Source organism: Novosphingobium sp. BL-S-24, assembly GCF_055521575.1.
The window spans coordinates 1,157,609-1,176,060 of sequence record NZ_CM145487.1; the positions used below are offsets into that span (position 1 = coordinate 1,157,609).

At 60.2% G+C, this 18,452-nt stretch carries 17 protein-coding genes; 11 read left to right on the forward strand and 6 right to left on the reverse strand.

From position 1 onward, the window contains the following. Positions 1 to 20 precede the first annotated feature (20 nt). The 6 genes from ACZ1JM_RS05125 to ACZ1JM_RS05150 all read left to right on the forward strand — a co-directional run bounded on the left by ACZ1JM_RS05125 (position 21) and on the right by ACZ1JM_RS05150 (position 5,923). On the forward strand, positions 21 to 1,505 hold the full coding sequence (locus tag ACZ1JM_RS05125; protein ID WP_465132045.1) for a DHA2 family efflux MFS transporter permease subunit: 1,485 nt from the start codon (positions 21 to 23) through the stop codon (positions 1,503 to 1,505). A 230-nt stretch (positions 1,506 to 1,735) separates the two neighbouring features. Continuing rightward, entirely contained in the window at positions 1,736 to 1,942 is a 207-nt protein-coding gene (locus tag ACZ1JM_RS05130) for a cold-shock protein (protein WP_007684000.1), read from the forward strand. 80 nt (positions 1,943 to 2,022) lie between these two features. Beyond that, positions 2,023 to 2,358 carry a DUF6481 family protein gene (locus ACZ1JM_RS05135; RefSeq protein ID WP_465132046.1) on the forward strand — a complete coding sequence of 112 codons (336 nt, stop codon included), beginning with the start codon at positions 2,023 to 2,025 and terminating at the stop codon, positions 2,356 to 2,358. 25 nt (positions 2,359 to 2,383) lie between these two features. Continuing rightward, positions 2,384 to 3,082, forward strand: coding sequence for a spermidine synthase (locus ACZ1JM_RS05140; protein WP_465132047.1), 699 nt, complete (start codon positions 2,384 to 2,386; stop codon positions 3,080 to 3,082). A 61-nt stretch (positions 3,083 to 3,143) separates the two neighbouring features. Continuing rightward, entirely contained in the window at positions 3,144 to 4,754 is a 1,611-nt protein-coding gene (gene treF, locus ACZ1JM_RS05145; RefSeq protein WP_465132048.1) for an alpha,alpha-trehalase TreF, read from the forward strand. A 158-nt stretch (positions 4,755 to 4,912) separates the two neighbouring features. Further along, the gene (locus ACZ1JM_RS05150; protein WP_465132049.1) at positions 4,913 to 5,923 is read left to right on the forward strand and encodes a class 1 fructose-bisphosphatase; all 1,011 of its coding nucleotides are present in this window, start codon (positions 4,913 to 4,915) and stop codon (positions 5,921 to 5,923) included. Positions 5,924 to 6,003: 80 nt separating this feature from the next. Here ACZ1JM_RS05150 and ACZ1JM_RS05155 read toward each other — a convergent pair whose 3' ends face one another. The 3 genes from ACZ1JM_RS05155 to ACZ1JM_RS05165 form a co-directional block, all read right to left on the reverse strand. Continuing rightward, positions 6,004 to 9,033, reverse strand: coding sequence for a TonB-dependent receptor domain-containing protein (locus ACZ1JM_RS05155; protein ID WP_465132050.1), 3,030 nt, complete (start codon positions 9,031 to 9,033; stop codon positions 6,004 to 6,006). Between the two features lie 334 nt (positions 9,034 to 9,367). Next, positions 9,368 to 9,916 carry a YceD family protein gene (locus ACZ1JM_RS05160; RefSeq protein WP_465132051.1) on the reverse strand — a complete coding sequence of 183 codons (549 nt, stop codon included), beginning with the start codon at positions 9,914 to 9,916 and terminating at the stop codon, positions 9,368 to 9,370. Beyond that, positions 9,913 to 10,443: a ubiquinol-cytochrome C chaperone family protein gene (locus tag ACZ1JM_RS05165; protein ID WP_465132052.1), complete on the reverse strand. Its 531-nt coding sequence runs from the start codon at positions 10,441 to 10,443 to the stop codon at positions 9,913 to 9,915. Before ACZ1JM_RS05165 ends, ACZ1JM_RS05160 begins: the two co-directional genes overlap by 4 nt. A gap of 165 nt (positions 10,444 to 10,608) precedes the next feature. Here ACZ1JM_RS05165 and ACZ1JM_RS05170 point away from each other — a divergent pair, with 165 nt between their 5' ends. The 5 genes from ACZ1JM_RS05170 to ACZ1JM_RS05190 all read left to right on the forward strand — a co-directional run bounded on the left by ACZ1JM_RS05170 (position 10,609) and on the right by ACZ1JM_RS05190 (position 13,759). Then, positions 10,609 to 11,103 carry an outer membrane protein assembly factor BamE gene (locus tag ACZ1JM_RS05170; RefSeq protein WP_465132053.1) on the forward strand — a complete coding sequence of 165 codons (495 nt, stop codon included), beginning with the start codon at positions 10,609 to 10,611 and terminating at the stop codon, positions 11,101 to 11,103. A gap of 78 nt (positions 11,104 to 11,181) precedes the next feature. Next, complete coding sequence (gene hslV / locus ACZ1JM_RS05175; RefSeq protein WP_465132054.1) at positions 11,182 to 11,742, forward strand: ATP-dependent protease subunit HslV; 561 nt, start codon at positions 11,182 to 11,184, stop codon at positions 11,740 to 11,742. A gap of 11 nt (positions 11,743 to 11,753) precedes the next feature. Further along, positions 11,754 to 13,055 (forward strand): ATP-dependent protease ATPase subunit HslU, encoded by a 1,302-nt coding sequence (gene hslU / locus ACZ1JM_RS05180; protein WP_465132055.1) that lies wholly within the window; start codon positions 11,754 to 11,756, stop codon positions 13,053 to 13,055. Positions 13,056 to 13,122: 67 nt separating this feature from the next. Continuing rightward, positions 13,123 to 13,521: a GFA family protein gene (locus tag ACZ1JM_RS05185; protein ID WP_465132056.1), complete on the forward strand. Its 399-nt coding sequence runs from the start codon at positions 13,123 to 13,125 to the stop codon at positions 13,519 to 13,521. 37 nt (positions 13,522 to 13,558) lie between these two features. Continuing rightward, positions 13,559 to 13,759, forward strand: a complete 201-nt coding sequence (locus tag ACZ1JM_RS05190; protein WP_465132057.1) for a DUF1737 domain-containing protein — start codon at positions 13,559 to 13,561, stop codon at positions 13,757 to 13,759. Between the two features lie 25 nt (positions 13,760 to 13,784). Here the strand turns inward: ACZ1JM_RS05190 and ACZ1JM_RS05195 are convergent, their stop codons facing one another. From ACZ1JM_RS05195 to ACZ1JM_RS05205, 3 genes are all read right to left on the reverse strand, one after another. Beyond that, entirely contained in the window at positions 13,785 to 15,605 is a 1,821-nt protein-coding gene (locus ACZ1JM_RS05195) for an ABCB family ABC transporter ATP-binding protein/permease (RefSeq protein ID WP_465132058.1), read from the reverse strand. Between the two features lie 111 nt (positions 15,606 to 15,716). Beyond that, positions 15,717 to 17,246 carry an oligosaccharide flippase family protein gene (locus ACZ1JM_RS05200; RefSeq protein WP_465132588.1) on the reverse strand — a complete coding sequence of 510 codons (1,530 nt, stop codon included), beginning with the start codon at positions 17,244 to 17,246 and terminating at the stop codon, positions 15,717 to 15,719. Positions 17,247 to 17,256: 10 nt separating this feature from the next. Next, on the reverse strand, positions 17,257 to 18,258 hold the full coding sequence (locus ACZ1JM_RS05205) for a glycosyltransferase (RefSeq protein ID WP_465132059.1): 1,002 nt from the start codon (positions 18,256 to 18,258) through the stop codon (positions 17,257 to 17,259). Positions 18,259 to 18,452 lie beyond the last annotated feature (194 nt).

The following is an 18,452-nucleotide window of genomic DNA, read 5'->3' on the forward strand; positions in this document are numbered from 1 at the left end:
TAGCTTCTGTCAACGCCGAAGTGCGCGATGGCATCGTCCCCGCAGGGGGCGGATTGGCCCGTGCGCAGGATCTGGGGCCGGCTGAATCGAGCGCGAACTACCGATTGGTCGCCCTGATCATCGCGTCCGCGCTGTTCATGGAATTCGTCGATTCCACTGTGCTCGCGACAGCCCTGCCGACCATGGCGCGCGATTTCGGGGTGCGGCCACAGGAAATGAGCGTCTCGCTCACGTCCTATCTTCTCGCTCTTGCCATCTTCATCCCGGCCTCGGGCGTGCTGGCCGACCGTTTCGGCTCGCGCACGGTTTTCCGCACGGCCATCGCGCTTTTCGTCGCGGGAAGCCTCGCCTGCGGGCAGTCGCCGACGCTGGAGGCGATGGTCGTCTCGCGGTTCGTGCAGGGCATGGGCGGGGCGATGATGATCCCGGTCGGGCGACTGGTCCTGCTGCGGTCAGTCGCCAAGAAAGACATGGTCAACGCGATGTCGTGGCTGCTCGTGCCCGCGCTGATCGGGCCGATCGTCGGCCCACCGCTCGGCGGGTTCATGGTGACGTACCTCGACTGGCGATGGATTTTCTACATCAACCTTCCCATGGGCGTCATCGGGTTTTTCCTCGTCGGGCGCTTCATCGCCAATATCCGCGAAGAGCACGCTACGCCGTTCGACATTTTGGGTTTCATCCTCAGCGGTGTTTCGCTGGGTTGCCTGCTGTTCGGCTTCGAAATGGTGAGCCGACCGGGCGAGGGGGCCATGGCGGCGGTGCTGGTGGCGATCGGTCTGTTGGCAGGCGTGGCTTACGTGCGCCATGCCTTGGGCCGGGAAGGCGCCATACTCGATCTCTCCCTGCTCAAGGACGAGACGTTTCGCCTGTCCGTAATCGCGGGGTCCATCACTCGCATCACTCAAGGGGCGCAGCCGTTCCTGCTGCCGTTGATGATACAGGTCGGATTGGGCTTCTCGGCTGCCCGCAGCGGGACGATCACGGTTGCCACCGCCATCGGGTCACTGGCGATGAAAAGCCTGGCCCAGCGCATCCTGCGCCGCTTCGGCTTTCGGCGGGCGCTGATATGGAACGGTGTAATCGCAACGGCGGGCTATGCGACGTGCGGGCTGTTCGGCCCCAGCTGGCCGGTGTGGGCAATGTTCGGGGTCCTGGCGTTCAGCGGGTTTTTTATGTCGTTCCAGTTCACCGCTTATAACACCGTGGCGTACGCCGGGGTGGACAAGCAGCACATGAGCAGCGCGACATCATTCTACTCCACGTTCCAGCAGTTGATGCTGTCGCTGGGCATTTGCATCGCCGCGATCGCGCTGCATTTGTCGATGCAAGCGCGGGGGCATGAAGCCCCGAGTCTGGGAGATTTTTCCGCTGCGTTCTGGATCGTCACGGCGCTGTCGTTGAGCGCCACGTATTGGAATCTGCGCTTCGCTCCCGATGCGGGCGCCGAAATAAGCGGCCATCAGGAAGTGGACCAATCCGACGAAAAGCGTTCCGCCGCCTGACTTTTGGAAGGCCGAGCTACCCCGCGTCCGTCGCCTAAATCGCTGCGGCCCGAAGGTAATGTCCGCCAGCCATGGCTATTGGTGGAAAGTGTGCTATAGCTTTCCACGCTGATGTCGCCATCGACGGATATCGGGCCGCGTCAGCTGCTCCCTTTGTCCCTTTTGCTTCGCGAAGCCGGGATGCGCCAAGTTGGGGCATGCCCGTCAACCTTGGACAAGGAATGCGTCCCATGATCACCGGAAAAGTCAAATTCTTCAATGCCGACAAAGGCTATGGTTTTATCGCTCCTGAAGGCGGCGGCGATGATGCCTTCGTGCATATCTCGGCAGTAGAGCGCGCTGGCATGCGCACGCTCGACAAGGAACAGCGCGTTTCTTACGAGCTGGAAACCGACCGTCGTGGCAAGACCTCGGCAGTCAACCTTCAGCCTGCCTGAACTACGGTGACGGAGCGGCACGCCGGATGGTGTGCCGCTTCTCCCACAAGACGAATTTTACGAGAATTAGGTAGCAGTTGATGGCAGGATACAAGGAACCCGGCATTCAGGACCGGGTCAACGCCGCAGCGCAGGCACGGGCAAAGGCCCTTGAACTGTTGAAGTCGAAAGCCCCGGTCGATCCGGCTGTACAGGCCGAACGCATTGCCCGGGCCCAGGAACGCGAAGCCGCGCAGGCCGCCAAGCGCGAAGCGGCAAAGGCCGCGCGTGAAGCCAAGGCCGCCGAAAAGATCGCCAAGGCAGAGCAGGCCAGGCTGGACGCCATCGCCGCCGCGCCACCCCCCGAACTTACCGAGGCCGAACGCAAGGCGGCCCGCGATGCGCGTTACGCCGCGCGCAAGGCACGCAAGAAGTAACTTCTCGCTGTCGAAAGGTGCCGTCATGGTCGAAACCGCGATCAAACCAGTGATCGAGGATGAACTGATCGGCACCGCCCGCGTCCCGGACGGCGTTGAGCTTCAACTCGTTCGCAATGGCGAAGATTTCGCCATCATCCTCGACCGAAACGAGCTGATGAGCACCGACATCATCGCTTCCGAAGAAGCGCTGGCGACGATGACGCGTGACCGCCTCGGTCACCGCCGATCGGCGCAGTGGCTGATCGGCGGCTACGGCATGGGCTTCACCCTGCGCGCCGCATTGGCCGCGCTGGACGAAGACGCCAGCGTCACCATCGTTGAGATCGTTCCCGAAATCATCGAATGGGCGCGCGGGCCGATGCATGCTCTGACCGCAGGATGCCTTGACGATCCTCGCGTGGTCCTCGTCAACGATGACGTGGCGATGCTGATCGATGCCGCTCGCGACGCCTATGACGCGATCCTGTTGGATGTCGACAACGGGCCGGAGGGCCTGACCCGGCGATTGAACGACCACCTCTACACATCGCACGGCCTGCAAGCGGCGAAAGCGGCGCTGACACCGGGCGGTATCCTCGCCATCTGGTCGGCGACACCTGAGCCATCATTCACAGTCCGTCTTGCCGACGCCGGGTTTGAAGTCGAGGCGGTCAACGTCAAGGCTTACACCAGTGGTAAGGGCCACGATCACGTCATCTGGTTCGCCCGCAAGCCGTATTGAAACCCCTACCGGCCCCGACCGTTGATTGGCGGCCAGCCGAAGCAACGAAGGGGGACGGCGCATGACGAACATTAGAGTGAGGTCTTTGCGGGCCATTTTGGGCGCGTCGCTGGCGGCAACGGTTTTCGCTCCCGTCGCAGTTGCCCAAACCGCTCCCGTTCTTTCCAATGCCTCTGCGATTGACAGCCCGGCGGAAGAGTACGGCGACCTCCTCATGGCGGTGCAAACAGCGCGCATCTTTCCGGATGGGAAGACGTTCGTCGACGCCATACCCCGCCGCGATCCAGACGCCATCATGGCCGATTACGATCGCGCACGGCCTACGACTCCTGAACGACTGCGCCAGTTCGTGTTGAAGAACTTCATCGTTCCCGGCGTGAACGACGGCTCCATAAAGCCGATCAGGCAGCACATCGCCGCCTTGTGGCCGCGGCTTACGCGACAGGGCGACGAAGGCAGGGCAAAGGGTTCGGCGATCGGCCTTCCCGCGCCCTATGTCGTGCCAGGTGGTCGCTTCCGAGAGATGTACTACTGGGATTCCTACTTCACCATGCTCGGGCTGGCAGCGGACGGCCAAGACGATCTGGTGGACAGTATGATCGACAACTTCACCAGCCTGATCGAACGCTTCGGCCATATTCCCAACGGCACCCGCACGTATTACCTCAGCCGATCCCAGCCGCCTTTCTACGCGCTGATGCTTGATATCTCGAAGGCGACCGATGGCGCGGTTCGTGCGCGACGGCTTGCCGCGTTGCGGCGTGAACATGGGTACTGGATGAAGGGGGAAGGGTGCGCCACTCCCGCCAAAGCATGTGAGCGGGTGGCTCGCATGCCCGATGGCAGCGTGCTCAATCGCTACTGGGATGATCGGGATACCCCGCGCGACGAATCCTTTGCCGAAGACCGGGCGACCGCTGCCAGCGTCTCGTCGCGCCCCGCCGCGGAAGTCTACCGCGATCTGCGGGCCGGGGCCGAAAGCGGGTGGGATTTCAGTTCCCGCTGGCTGGTCAATCCAAAAGACCTTGGCTCGATCCGGACCACGCGCATGGTGCCGGTCGATCTCAACGCCCTGATGTGGGCGATGGAGAAACGGATCGAGCGCGGCTGTCGCGCCGTGGCGGACCGGGCCTGCGTCACCGAGTTTGCCCAACGCGCCGCCAGACGTGGCGCTTCCGTCGACAGGTATTTGTGGGCCGCCAAAGAAGCCCGATATGCCGACTGGTCGATGGATGACAAGCGCCAGAGCACTGTGCTTTCTGCCGCAACGCATTACCCGCTGTTCGTCGGCATGGCCAAACCGGCGCAGGCAAAGGCCGTCGCCGATACGACGCAGCGCTATCTGCTGGCGCCCGGTGGCCTGCGGACGACGATGCTGAACACCGGCCAGCAGTGGGACGCGCCCAATGGCTGGGCTCCGTTGCAGTGGGTCGGGATCGAGGGTCTGCGCCGTTATCGACAGGAATCACTCTCGCGCAATATTGCCGAGCGCTGGATCGGGACGGTGCAGGCTGCATATCGCGAGACGGGCAAATTGCTCGAAAAGTATGACGTGGAAGAACGCCGTCCCGGTGGGGGCGGGGAATACCCGCTGCAGGACGGTTTTGGATGGACCAACGGCGTCACCAGCGCTCTGCTTCAGCGTGACCCATCGCTCATGCAATCGGAATGAGTCGTGCCGGTTTGCGCCATCGGTCAAAATCCCGGAAAGATGCGATAGCCAAAGTCGCTGGTTTGCCGCATGGGGCTTCTTTAGCAGGCCGTTTCGCCTGTGGTCGCCAGTAAGCCGAGAGTCGTTCGGCCGCGCGACGATGAGCACGAAAGGGTGACATGCAGTCGATCACATTGACCCGCTTCCTGATTGAGCAGCAACGGCGCGAAGACAGCCCTTGCCCTGCCGAATTGCGCCTGCTGGTGGAAACCGTGGCGCGTGCCTGCAAGACGATCGCCCATGCCATTTCCAAAGGCGCGCTGGGCGATGTCCTGGGCAGCCTGGGGTCCGAAAACGTACAGGGCGAAGTCCAGAAAAAGCTGGACGTGCTGGCGAACGAGATCCTGCTGGACGCCAATGAGTGGGGCGGCCACCTTGCGGCGATGGCGTCGGAAGAAATGGAGACGATCCACCGGATACCCAATCGCTATCCCAAGGGTGAATATCTTATGCTGTTCGATCCCATCGACGGATCGAGCAACATTGACGTCGACCTGTCGGTAGGCACCATCTTTTCCGTCCTTCGCGCTCCTGACGATTCCGCTGGTCGCGACATGGCTGAGGCAGACTTCCTTATGCCGGGACGCGAACAGGTTGCGGCAGGTTATGCGATCTACGGACCGCAGACATTGCTTGTGCTGACGATCGGAACCGGGGTCTACGAATTCACGCTCGATCGTGAAATGGGCGCATGGCGGATGACCGATGGACCGCTTCGCATTCCGTCGGGCAATTGCGAAGTCGCCATCAACATGGCCCGCCGCGAACAATGGTCGCCCGAGATTCGCAGCTACGTCGATGCTCGCGTAGGGTGTGAAGCTGGTCCTTTGGCGGGGCAGTACAACATGCGCTGGACCGGATCGATGGTGGCGGACGTTCATCGCATCCTGAAGCGTGGCGGCATATTCCTCTACCCCGCCGATCATCGCAATCCCGGCAAGGCGCGCTTGCGGCTGCTATACGAAGCAAATCCGATGGGCATGCTGGTGGAGCAGGCAGGGGGGCTTGCAAGCGATGGCTCTTCTCCGATCCTAGATGCTCAGCCGGTTGGCCTGCACCAGCGGATCGGCGTGATCCTTGGCGATTCCGCGGAAGTGCGGGCCGTGCTCGGCGAGACCGTAGACGCCTGATCGGGCTCGATCCGATCCTGCTGATGCAAACGAAAAGGGCCCCTCGCGGGGCCCTTCCTTTTTGGTATCTCTAAAGTCGATCAGAAGCCGAAGCGGACGCCGGCCTTGAAGTACCGGCCAAGGATGCCTTCGCCGCCCTGGATCGGGTTGTAGGCGTGGGCGCCATAAGTGACAGTGTCGATCGGGGGCAGGCGGTCAGCCAGGTTCTGGATCGTCGCGTAGAACGTGAACTGATCGTTGACCTTGATCTGGCCGGTGAGGTCAACCGTGATGTAATCGCTGACCTGACAGGGCAGTGATCCGTCGCTCTGGCCGCAGTCCTTGTACTGGTCGCCCTGGTCCGTCGCGGACAGGTCGTAGCCATCGAAGTAATTGGCCGTGGCGCTCAGCAGGAAGTTCCCGAAGTCGAGCGTAGAGGTCCAGGTGCCCTTCCACTTGGGCGTACCGGAACCGGCCGTCAGGTTGAAGTTGCCAAGCGTGCCATCGTAACGCTCGACAGTGCCGTCAGGGAACTCGGTTTCCAGCTTCAGGATGTAGGTCGCCTGCGCCGATGTGGTGAAGCGGATGCTGGGCGTCAGATCAAAGCTGGCGTCGATCCCGAAATCGAGGCCCGAGGTCTTGAGTGTGTTGGCGTTGATGAAGCCCGATTGCACGAAGGCGATGCGCGGCAACACGCCGGGGCGGGTAGTGTCGGCAACGTCCGGGATCACGTTGTAGCCTTCGGGGATCGCCGCGCCCGAGTAATAGGCCAGGATAGCCGGGGCATTGTTGGCCGTGGTGATGACGTTCGTCTTCTTGATGTTGTAGTATTCGGCAGACAGCGTCACGTTGCGGATGGGCTGGAAGACGATGCCGCCCGTGAAGCTGCGCGATTTTTCCGGTTTCAAATCGGGATTTGGTAGCGAAGTGCTGCCGTAGCTGGTGCTGCGAACATATGTTGGACAACTCGTGAAGGTGTCCTGCGAACAGCCGAACTGGGCAAGGTAGGAGTCCGGATAAGTATTTGCTCCGGCCGTGACGAATCCAGTCGTGGGGAAGGTCGCGTTCGATTCCCCGAAGCTGGGGATGCGGAAGCCGCGTGCATATGTACCACGAAGGGTGACTTCGGGGATCGGCTTGACGATCACACCGGCCTTTGGCGAGAAGTTATCGATGCCGTTCGGATAGCGATCGTAACGGCCACCGGCGCTCAGCGTGACCTCGTCGATGATCGGCGCGTTGATTTCGCCGTAGGCCGACCACACCGTGCGGTCGCCCTTCACGGCAAAGCCGTTCAGGCGGTAATAGCGCTGCGTGGCGCCATTGATGTCAGAGTTGATGCTGGGCGCGTCAACCGCTTCGTACCGGAAGCCGACGCCGAACGCGACCTGCAGCGGCCCACCCGGCAGCGTCATGAGTTCGCCGTTGACGCTGGCATCGGCCTGAACCAGATCGGAAGTGGACGTATTCATCGCGGTAGGTGCGATATAGTCCAGTTGATCCTGCGTGTTGGCGTAGGGATTGACGAAGTTGAAGCTGCCATCAGCGATAACATTCAGCAGATTCTGAATGTAGACGTAGCCATTGCTCTTGCGGCGGAGATCCACATGCATGGCGGTGGCATTGAAATTGTACTGCCAGTTCTCGGAGATGTCACCCTTTACGCCGATCGCACCGCGATAGCCGCGCGTCCGGGTTTCGTCACGTTCCCGCAGGTTGGGCAGGCGGCCAAGCAGCAGAGCCGACTGACCCGCTGCCGCGAACGGGTTGTTAGGGTTGAGCGTGCCGTTGGCGGCCGTACAGGCAACCGTCGTGCCGCGCGGGCAAACGTAGGCGGGCAATTGCAGGACGGTGTTGCCGCCGTAGAACGCGATGTTGCCCTGCGTGCTGTAGCGGGGGAAGTAGAACGGTGCCGGAGCGTTGCCGCGCAACGTGGCGGGAAGGCCATCGTTCGCCACGTCGGTCTGGATGAAGTTGAACGATGCGAATGCCTCGCCGCTATCACCAAAACGAGTGGTGAAGCGGGCGGAAAGGCCGAACCGCTGAATTTCTGGCGTGATCACGCCATAGTTCTTGGTCAGGTCCTCCTGGCAAACCGTCGTTGGCGCGCGGGTATTAAGCAGGTTTCCATCTCCATCTGTTGCGGCGAGGTCGGCGGGGGTCAGATTGTACGACGTGCCGCGCGGGCAACCCAGCGAAGGATTGAGCAGCTGATAGCGACCCTGTGCAGCACCGCCGCTACCGGGGGCGACGTACAATGTGCTGCCAGCGCTGGTGAGGATCGGGTTGAATGCCTGGAAATTACCGTCGGCATCGAGGCCGTTGACGACGTTGTTGGCACCCTGAATCCCGTCGTTGGAAATGCCGCGGTAGTCGTCAGAATTGTAGGGATAGGGGCGCTGATTGTTCCTGAGCTGGCTCTGGCTGTAGTAGAAGCCGCTGATGTACGCATTGTACCCGTCGGAATCGAGATCGCCCTTACCGGCGGTCAACGAGATGCGGTACTGTGATGCGTCACCGCGCTCCGAAATGCCGGCCTCGGCCCGGCCCTGAATGCCGGTGATCTGCTTTTTTGTGATGATATTGACCACACCGGCGATCGCGTCGGCACCGTAGGTGGACGAAGCGCCGTCACGCAGGACCTGAATGTCCTGCACGATATCGTCGGGGATCGTATTGAGGTCGACGAAGTTGCGCGTGCCGTCATCGGCCAGAGGATAATACGCCGCGCGCATGCCGTCGAACAGGACGAGGGTGGAGTTGGTGGTCAAGCCACGCAGCGAAATGGCTGACGCGCCAGATGCGAATGCGCCGTTTGCTGAAAAGCTGTTCGTGAGCGAAGGGCCGTTATTGGCGGAAAGGCGCTGAATGCCCTCCTGGATCGTGCTGATACCACGCTGTTCGAGGTTCTCCACAGTGACCGTAGTGGTCGGAGACGCGGTCACCACATCGCGCAGCAGCGTGCCGGTGACGATGATGTCGGAACCTGTCACCGCATCGTCTTCCGGAGCCTGCTGTGCAGCCGGCCCTGGCGTAGGTGGAACTGTTTGTGCGTAGGAAGGCAGTGCGCTGACGGCGAACAGGGCGCCCCCTGCTAGCAGACGACAGCGGACGAACTTGGAATTTTTCATGCCTGCACCCTTTGCTGTTCGCTGGCTTCCGCTTGACCGGCGCCAGCTCAGACACTTCCCGGCGTCAGAATTGCCCCGCCGGGCTCGATTGCAGAAGGATGTAACTACGTTGCGACACTGTAAAGTTATGGTGCCAAACTGCGACATTTGCGCAAAAATGCTGTTGCAGAATAGCGACTAGGCCTGAAGGCTGAATGTGACCCAGTTGGATATAATGCCTACTTTACAATACTTTGCAAGATAACCATTGTCGCCATTATCGAAGCTCTTCACGCCGACATATTATTTCGACATCTTGAAACTAATTTCGGGATCGTTTGTGATTGTTGCGCGTTTATGGCGCTTTCGTTCCTCCCAACCCCAACCCTTTCAGCGCGGCGAACGGCCCTTGGCTTTCCGGGTTACCCAGACCCGCTTCAGTCCGTGCCGCGTCGGCTTCCGGGCCGGTGAGGAACGGATCGATCGCAAGACCCAAGCTCTGCGCCACCGCTTCGCCCAAGTCGAAATGACTGCCGGAATATTCGATCTCGTCGAATTCCTCGGCGCTCAGTTCGATTTCCTCATCGGGAGCATAGACCTTCGTTTCCGGCACGAAGCGAAACAGCAGTGGCTCATCTATCGACACATCAATGTCTTCCGCCGATACAGCGCAAGATTGCACGAAGTCGGCCTGCAGGCGTCCCCGCGCCTCTATCACGCGATCGTGCCGGTGCAGTTCCAGATCGGCAACCAGCCGGTCGATCCGCACGAGGCCGAAGCGCCGGGCGATCGCCGCGCGTTCCGACTCGGCTGCTTCAAGATGCGGTGCCTGACCATCAGCCTGTCGCACATCGAGCGAAAGCGAAAACTCCGGTCGGGGATTGTCGGCAGGGGAGTCGGTCATCGCACGATCCTCGCCGCCATGACGTCGCTGCCCGAAAGCGCGTCCATCTGAGCGTTCAATTCCCGTACCTGCCGAGCGAGGCCCGCCTTGTCGGCATCGGGTACTAGCGTCACGTTGCGATCCAGCGCCTCGATAAGCGCGGCATCGTCGGCCTGTGCCAAGGCGTCCCGAAAGGCGCCGATCCTGCCGCCCAACGTGCTCATCAGTTTGCCCATGCGCTTGCCGACCACCAGATCGCCAACGCCCGATTGCCGAAGCTGGCCGTCCATATCCTGCACGAACAGCTCGGTCAGGCGAACCGACGGCTCGATCAGGGTGTCGTCGCTAGCCTTGTCGCGTTCCATGCGCAGCATCACGATCGCCATCACCAAGGTGACGGCATCGAAACGGCCCGGCACCTTGTCGGCAATGCCGCATTGCGCGTACCACTCCTTTTCCCGGGCAATCTCGACGATGCGATGCCACAGCGGGCGGACCGCTTCACGAGAACCGGAATGTTTGCCAAGCAGGCGGGAGAGGAAGGACACGGTGGCTGAGGCCTTTCGTTGGCAGTCGTTCAGGGGCAATTCAAGCGAACGGCTCCAACGCCCATTGCGCGGGCGCTTTCGGGGCCGTAAGGCCATTGGCGATATATGGGTATGATGGCCGCTGGCAATGGTCCGCGTGTCATGTCCGCGTTTTGGAGTGTTAGAATGCGCAAGGTGGGTCTCAACGTCAGGACTGCGGGCATTGCGTTGGCGCTCGCTACGTTGGTTGGCGGCTGCACTTCGATCCGCGACCATCGCGGATACATGATCGATCAGGCCCTGCTCGATTCGGTCCAGCCGGGCATCGACAATCGCCTGTCGGTGGAAAAGACCCTTGGCCGCCCGACGTTCGAAAGCCAGTTCGGCCAGAAGGACTGGTACTATATCTCGCAGACCGTGAAGACCCCGCCGTTCCGTCGCGCCCGTACGACCGAGCAGACAGTGCTGCGCGTGCGCTTCGATCCTTCAGGCAACGTTGCGGGGGTCGACAAGCGCGGCATGGAGCAGGTCGCTCGCATCAGTCCCGATGGCAAGACCACGCCGACGCTTGGCCGTGAACGCGGTCTGCTTGAAGACCTGTTCGGCAATATCGGCGCCGTGGGTGCGCCCGGTATGGGCGGCGGCGCTGGACCGCAGGGACCTGGCCCGAACGGCAGCTGACGGGGTTTTCCCCGGCCCAGGCGGTCAGGCGTGAGCGCACGCCTTGAACCGCTGCGGTACGGGCATATATCCCCGCCCATGAACAGTAATGGGGCAAGCCACGGCCTGATCGAGTGGCATGGGACGACTATCATCGGCGTCAGCAAGGGCGGCAAGACCGTCATCGCCGGTGACGGTCAGGTTTCGATGGGCAACACCGTGATGAAGCCCAACGCGCGCAAGGTGCGCCGGATCGGGGAGGGCGGCAAAGTGATCGCCGGTTTCGCCGGCGCTACGGCCGACGCCTTCACTCTGTTCGAACGCCTGGAGCGCAAGCTTGAGCAGTATCGCGGTCAGCTGATGCGGGCCGCTGTCGAGCTGGCAAAGGACTGGCGGACGGACAAGTATCTGCGCAACCTCGAAGCGCTGATGATCGTGGCGGACACAGAAACGCTGCTGGTATTGACCGGCAATGGCGATGTTCTGGAGCCCGAGGGCGGGATCACTGCCATCGGATCGGGCGGAAACTATGCGCTGGCCGCCGCACGGGCCATCAATTTTTATGAAGAAGACGCTGAAGTCATCGCGCGCAAGGCCATGCAGGTCGCCGCCGACATCTGCGTTTTCACCAACGACCGCGTGACGGTCGAAACCGTCTGACCGGGAACATCATGAACGACAATCTTACGCCCAAGGCGATCGTCGCCGCGCTGGACGCGCATATCATCGGCCAGGCCGAGGCCAAGAAGGCCGTCGCCGTGGCGCTGCGCAACCGCTGGCGTCGCCAGCACCTCGATGCCGATCTGCGTGACGAGGTGACGCCGAAGAACATCCTGATGATAGGCCCGACCGGCTGCGGCAAGACCGAGATCAGCCGCCGCCTGGCGAAGCTGGCCGATGCGCCGTTCGTCAAGGTCGAAGCCACGAAGTTCACCGAAGTCGGCTATGTCGGGCGCGACGTCGAACAAATCGCACGCGATCTGGTGGAGGAAGCGATCCGCCTTGAAAAGGAGCGGCGGCGCGAATCCGTGCGCGAGGCGGCCAGCAAGGCGGCGATGGATCGCCTGCTGAACGCTCTGGTGGGCGAGGGTGCTTCGGAGGCGACGCGTGCGGCGTTCCATCAGCGCATCACCGAGAACGCCATGAACGACACCGAGGTCGAGATCGAGGTGGAGGATTCGCCTTCCGCGCCGATGGAAATCCCGGGCATGGGCGGGTCGGTCGGCATGATCAACTTGTCCGACATGATGGGCAAGGCGTTCGGCGGCAACCGCATGAAACGGCGCAAGATGAAAGTCCCCGATGCGTGGGACAAGCTGGTCGACGAAGAATCCGAAAAGCGCATGGACCAGGACGATGTGGCGCGCGTTGCGCTGGCCAATGCGGAGTCGAACGGCATCGTGTTCCTGGACGAGATCGACAAGATCGCGGTGTCCGACGTTCGCGGCGGTTCGGTTTCGCGCGAAGGCGTGCAGCGTGACTTGCTGCCGCTGATCGAGGGGACGACGGTGGCGACGAAGTACGGTCCGATGAAGACCGACCACGTGCTGTTCATCGCGAGCGGCGCGTTCCATGTCGCCAAGCCGAGCGACATGCTGCCCGAGCTTCAGGGCCGCCTGCCGATCCGGGTCGAACTGAAGGCCCTTAACGAGGAAGATTTCGTTCGCATCCTCTCTGAAACGCGGGCGAACCTTATCACGCAATACAAGGCGCTGCTGGGCACAGAGCAGGTGACGGTGGAAGTCACCGCCGATGCCATCAGCGAAGTCGCGAAGATTGCCGCGCAAGTGAACGAAAGTGTCGAGAACATCGGCGCTCGCCGTCTGCAGACGGTGATGGAAAAGCTGCTCGAGGAACTGAGCTTCGAGGCTGAGGATCGCCGCGGTGAGACGGTGACTATCGATCAGGCCTATGTCCGGTCCAAGCTGGAAGGTCTCGCTAGCAACGCGGACTTGTCGAAATATATCCTTTGATCTCGACCTGACCAATATGTTCGGCTAATGTTCCGTCGGACATATTGGTTACGGATGGAGGTTTGGGATGGCCCTGAAAGGTGGATGCCAGTGCGGCGCGGTTCGTTATTCGGTTCAGGGTGAAGCGCAGCATGTGGCCTTGTGCCATTGCACCGACTGCCAGAAATCGTCAGGCGCTCCCACTACCGCCTGGGCAGCCTACGCGAACAGTGATTTTCAGCTGATTTCCGGCAATCCAAAGCAATTCACTTCCAACGGCACCTCGCTCCGCCATTTCTGTCCGGAATGCGGCACTGGCATGTACTTCATCAATGAAACCGTCTTGCCCGGCCTCGTCGACATTCAGGTAGCGACGCTCGACGATCCAAATGCCCTGCGCCCGCAGGTCCAAATTCAGGCCGCCGAACGCATCGGATGGTTTGAGAAGGCAGGTGATTTGCCAGCGTTCGATCGCTACCCCGGCTGACGGTTACGCTCGCAATTCGATTTCGAAAGGCTCCGCCATGTACGAAACCCCAGACGATCGCCCCGTATATCGCCTCCTCACCGGCAAAGATGATCGCGCTTTTTGCGAGCGGGTCTCGGAAGCGTTGGGTCAGGGGTGGCGACTGTACGGCTCCCCGACGCTGGCATGGGATACGGCGGAAAACTGCATGAAAGCAGCGCAAGCCGTCGTCTGGCATGAGGCTGATGTAATTAAATAGGCCACTTGGCTTTTGCTCAAAACCGTTATTCAGCCGCCTCGTTCATCGCTTCCGCTTCTGCCGCCTGGCGAGACCACATTTCAGCGTAGAGGCCATCATGCCGAAGCAATTCGGCATGCGACCCGCTTTCAGCCAACCGACCTTCATTCAGCACCAGGATCCGGTCTGCATCTGCGATTGTCGACAGGCGATGGGCGATCGACAGCGATGTCCGATGTTCCGCTACTCGGTGAAGCGTCGCCAGAATGTCCTGCTCAGTACGCGTGTCCAACGCGCTGGTCGCTTCATCAAGAATAAGGATCGGTGGATTTTTCACCAGCGTCCTAGCGATTGCAACGCGCTGCTTCTCACCACCTGACAATTTGAGACCGCGCTCTCCAACTTCGGTGTCGAAACCTTTCGGCAACCGATCGATCAGGCCACTCAATGAAGCGCCACGAGCGGCGTACTCGATCTCCGCAATCCCGGCTCCGTCGCGGCCATACCCGATATTGTACCCGATAGTGTCGTTAAACAGGACCGAATCCTGCGGGACAATCCCGATCGCGGCTCGCAGCGACGATTGGGTCACTTCCCGGATATCCTGACCGTCGATGAGGATACGCCCGGATTGTGGATCATAGAACCGAAACAGCAACCTCGCGATGGTTGATTTACCAGCACCGGAGGGGCCTACCACGGCAAAAGCCTGTCCTGCGGGGACTTCGAACGAAAGCCCATGCAGGATTGTCCGATCCGGCTCATACCCGAAAACGACATTGTCGAACTGTAATGATGGGCGCCGGATCAAGAGTGCAGGTGCGCCGGGCTGATCCGGGACTTCCACCTCAGTGTCGAGCAAGCGAAACATTTCAGCCATGTCGATAAGGCCTTGGCGGATAGTGCGATAGACCATCCCAAGCATGTCGAGCGGTCGAAACAACTGAGTCAGATACGTTTGCACGAATACCAGCTGGCCTGCCGTGAACTGCCCCCGGTACCAACCCCACACGGTCCAAGCCAAGGCGCCTGCCATCAACAGGTTGACCACTACGCCTTGGGCGATGTTGAGCAGGCCGAGCGAGTTTTCGCTTTTGACCGCCGCTTGGGCATAGGCGCTGGTTGCCTGTGCATAGCGCGCTCGTTCACGATTTTCGGCAGAGAAATATTTGACTGTCTCGTAGTTGAGCAGCGAATCCACCGCGCGAGACAGCGCCTGTCCATCAAGCCGATTCATGTCCTCACGCAGTTTGGAGCGCCATTCGGTGATCGTTCGCGTGATCCAGATATAGGCTGCAATGGCGACACCCGTCGCTATCACCATGCCCACCCCGAAATTGAAGTAGAAGATCACGGCCACCACGGCCAACTGCAAGATGGTGGGCGCGATGTTGAAAAGCATGAAATAGAGCATCGTATCGATGCTCTTGGTTCCGCGTTCGATCGTCTTCGTGACTTCGCCGGTCCGACGAGCGAGGTGGAACCGCAGGCTTAGACGATGAAGTTGACCAAATACATTTTCAGCCAGTTCGCGCGTCGCATCCTGGCCAACGCGTTCGAAAATGATGTTTCGGAGGTTGTCAAAACCGGTCTGAAGCAGACGACCGGCGGAATAGCCGACCACCATGAGCATAGCGAGTTGAAGAAGCTTAGGCCCGGTGGTGCCCATGAGATCGACCGCCCATTTGAGCAGATAGGGCAGGACCAGCTGGGTAGCGGTCGAAAGCAAGATGAACAGGCATGCCCACACGATCCTCCACCGCAGCGCCGGGTTATCCCTTGGCCACAAGTAAGGCATGAATCGCAGAAGCGTGCGCCAGCCATCATGACGAGCATCGGGCGAGATTACTGCGGTATCGGGAGGCATCGACGCTATTTAGAGTAAGTCACGGTCAAAACAATGCCGAACCGATCATGCTGAGGGAGCGGTGACGGTAACGTTGAACAACGAGCATGTGGCTGACAGCGCCGGCCCAGACTACGATCGCCGCCATCTTACCCGCGCTACCGCAGGGGCAATAAGATGATTAGCCATTCCCGCTAGATCGTTCATTGCCGGGTGGCGGAGCAAGACGACACCCACGATCCAAGCTAAGCCCGATGCAATACCGGCTATCAGCAATCCGCCAAAGTCCAGTGTCGAGGGGCTTCGCCAGAACCACACTGCCGTAAGCGCCGGTATTATGGTGATGGCCGACACGGCAAAGCTCTTCGCGTAAATCTGCAGCGCTGCGTTCCAGTCGAACCCGATCAATCGCTTGAGCCAGAGAGCATAAAGACAAAACCACGCGAAACCATAGACGAGACGGGATGCGGCGGCCGCCTCCACTCCCATGGCCGCACCAGCGACCAGGGTCCCCACGGACAGCGCGGTGTCCGCCAGGTTGAACCACAGCAGTTGCTTCAGGCGCCCAAGCAGGATCGGCAGATCCATGTGCAAGGGCAGCGCCACAAAACAACATTCTGCTATCGCCACGAACGCGAGGAGTGGGGCAGCCTCTGCCCACCCTGGACCGTACAGGAGAAGAATGACCGGCTCACTCAGCACTGCCAGCAACGCCATAGCTGGCCAGACGATGACGCCGTGCGCTGCGACGACCCGTTCGTAGTAGGGGCCAAGGTCCTTTCCTTCATCGCGAAGGCGCGCAAATGTGGGATAGTAGATTGAACCTACCGCTCCGGCGACGAGATAATGGAGCTGAGAGGCGAGGGCGACACCTCGACTGAATAATCCAGCTGCAGCCATTCCCTGTAGTCGACCAACAATAAGGTCAGGGGTCCGCATTCCGATGCCGCCTGAGAGATAGAGGACTGCGCTGCTGGATCCGAAGCCGATGATCTCGCGCGCCCGGTCCAGGCGAATGTGAAGTGTAGGGCGGGTGGGGCACAAGGCCTGAGCCGTCACTGCCCGAGCGATCGCTTGGGCGATCATGGCCCAAGCCAATGACTCAGCAGAGAAGTCCAAGGCAGCAAGGGTCAATGCGCAACCGCTATTGACCACGGCTCCAATGCTATTGACCAGGAATGTCGCTTTGAAATCCAGGCGTCGGGATAACAGTGCGACCGGGACGATACTCCACGGATTGCAGATATAGGATACGGCAATCAGTCCGAGGATTGGAAACAGGCGAGGTTCGCCATAAAACCGCGCGACGGGCCAAGCGATTGCAAAGATCAGGCCGGCCAGCAGGAACGAGAAAAGCGCTGCAATGGTCGTGCAGTGCTGTACGGTTTCCTTATCTGCCGTTGGATGGCGACCTATATATCGCGTCAGTCCGAAATCCTGGATGACGGACAGGATCATTGCCGCCGCCAAAGCTACTGAAAAAAGACCGATTTCTGCTGGTTTCAGAAAAAAGCGTGAGATGACGACGGAAGTCGCGAACTGAAGTACGAATTGTACGTACTGACTGCCTGCGGCCCAAATCGCCGCTGATTTGACGCTGCCACTCCCGCGGCCGCTGTTTGGTTCGGCGCGCGGCGCGGCAGGATCGGTTTCCTGTTCCATAGTCACCCGATCACCTGGCTGCGGTGAGCAAGAGCGTCCAGGCTAATCTCATGGCGCGTCTTGGCTCGCCAAAACGCAGCAATCGGACTACCGTTCGCCACATGCCGTCGCGCTTTCCCCCGTTGCGGAGGTGAGTTAGCAACAGACTGAAACCTTGGTCCCGCATAGCGCTGACAGAATATAATAGACCAAGCGCTACCTGCTCCAGAACCTGCCGCGAAATGCCTGGGCGCCCAAATAGCGTATCGAGTTGGTCGATAGGGGGTAGTGTTTGGATATCTGCCGTCGGGTCTGGACGCCCTGCTGCTCGCTCCCGCCAGGCAGCCTGTGCTACTGCCGTTCCGATCTGCTGTTCGGTCGCATGACGTGAGGAAACCTGTCCTGAATAGCGCCGATAGAGCAGAAGGCGCTCCGGTATGTTTCCGAGCTTTGTAACGCTGGAAAGACGCAGCCACAGGTCAAGATCTTCGCAATGCCGGAATGCAGCATGATACGAACCGACCGACTGCACGACATTCCGCCTGTACATTGCGGCAGGGTGGCAAATAATCTGCTCACCTTTCGCAATGGCAGCTAGAACATCCTCATGGGTGACAGGGTGGTCGGCGCCGGAACGCGATAGTTTTTCGCCATGCTCGCCTATATCTTCGCTCCAGCTACCGACTACGCCATAATCTTGATGTTCTTCGAGGAACGTTAGCTGCTTGGAAAAGCGATCAGGTCGGCAAATGTCATCGGCATCCATTCGGGCGATGACTGGCGCCCGTGAGACATCGATTAATTCATTCAAGCTGGCGATAAGGCCGCGATTTTCGCGCAATACCGGGCGGATCCGCCAGTCCTTACTGGCATATGACGTGATTATCCCGGGGGACCCGTCCGTCGACCCATCATCAAGGATCAGAAACTCAAAGTCCGCAAAGTCTTGCGCCAACACACTCTCGATTGCGGACACCAGAAATTGTTCGCCGTTGTAGACGCTCATTGCAACGGTGATCGCCGGTGGCGGCATGAATCTTCCTGATTGATGACCGCCTAACGTGCGGTTTGGTCTGGCTTAGGTGTTAGCGGGCTTGTGGTAAATAAAGGGTTTGGCTTCACTGATAGCGTGAGTGGTCGGGTGGGCTTAACCGGCTCCTGCTTCGTCACCCAGTGCAGATTTCCCAAAAACCTAGCGATTACGATTTTTTGAAAATCGGTATTGAC

Excerpts from the sequence above, each read along its gene's own strand:
- ACZ1JM_RS05135 (WP_465132046.1), top strand. The coding sequence starts at position 2,023 with ATGGCAGGATACAAGGAACCCGGCATTCAGGACCGGGTCAACGCCGCA.
- ACZ1JM_RS05170 (WP_465132053.1), top strand. The coding sequence starts at position 10,609 with ATGCGCAAGGTGGGTCTCAACGTCAGGACTGCGGGCATTGCGTTGGCG.
- ACZ1JM_RS05185 (WP_465132056.1), top strand. The coding sequence starts at position 13,123 with ATGGCCCTGAAAGGTGGATGCCAGTGCGGCGCGGTTCGTTATTCGGTT.
- ACZ1JM_RS05205 (WP_465132059.1), bottom strand. The coding sequence starts at position 18,258 with ATGCCGCCACCGGCGATCACCGTTGCAATGAGCGTCTACAACGGCGAA.
- ACZ1JM_RS05160 (WP_465132051.1), bottom strand. The coding sequence starts at position 9,916 with ATGACCGACTCCCCTGCCGACAATCCCCGACCGGAGTTTTCGCTTTCG.
- ACZ1JM_RS05195 (WP_465132058.1), bottom strand. The coding sequence starts at position 15,605 with ATGCCTCCCGATACCGCAGTAATCTCGCCCGATGCTCGTCATGATGGC.
- ACZ1JM_RS05130 (WP_007684000.1), top strand. The coding sequence starts at position 1,736 with ATGATCACCGGAAAAGTCAAATTCTTCAATGCCGACAAAGGCTATGGT.
- treF (WP_465132048.1), top strand. The coding sequence starts at position 3,144 with ATGACGAACATTAGAGTGAGGTCTTTGCGGGCCATTTTGGGCGCGTCG.
- ACZ1JM_RS05150 (WP_465132049.1), top strand. The coding sequence starts at position 4,913 with ATGCAGTCGATCACATTGACCCGCTTCCTGATTGAGCAGCAACGGCGC.
- ACZ1JM_RS05200 (WP_465132588.1), bottom strand. The coding sequence starts at position 17,246 with ATGGAACAGGAAACCGATCCTGCCGCGCCGCGCGCCGAACCAAACAGC.
- hslU (WP_465132055.1), top strand. The coding sequence starts at position 11,754 with ATGAACGACAATCTTACGCCCAAGGCGATCGTCGCCGCGCTGGACGCG.
- ACZ1JM_RS05190 (WP_465132057.1), top strand. The coding sequence starts at position 13,559 with ATGTACGAAACCCCAGACGATCGCCCCGTATATCGCCTCCTCACCGGC.
- hslV (WP_465132054.1), top strand. The coding sequence starts at position 11,182 with ATGAACAGTAATGGGGCAAGCCACGGCCTGATCGAGTGGCATGGGACG.
- ACZ1JM_RS05140 (WP_465132047.1), top strand. The coding sequence starts at position 2,384 with ATGGTCGAAACCGCGATCAAACCAGTGATCGAGGATGAACTGATCGGC.
- ACZ1JM_RS05155 (WP_465132050.1), bottom strand. The coding sequence starts at position 9,033 with ATGAAAAATTCCAAGTTCGTCCGCTGTCGTCTGCTAGCAGGGGGCGCC.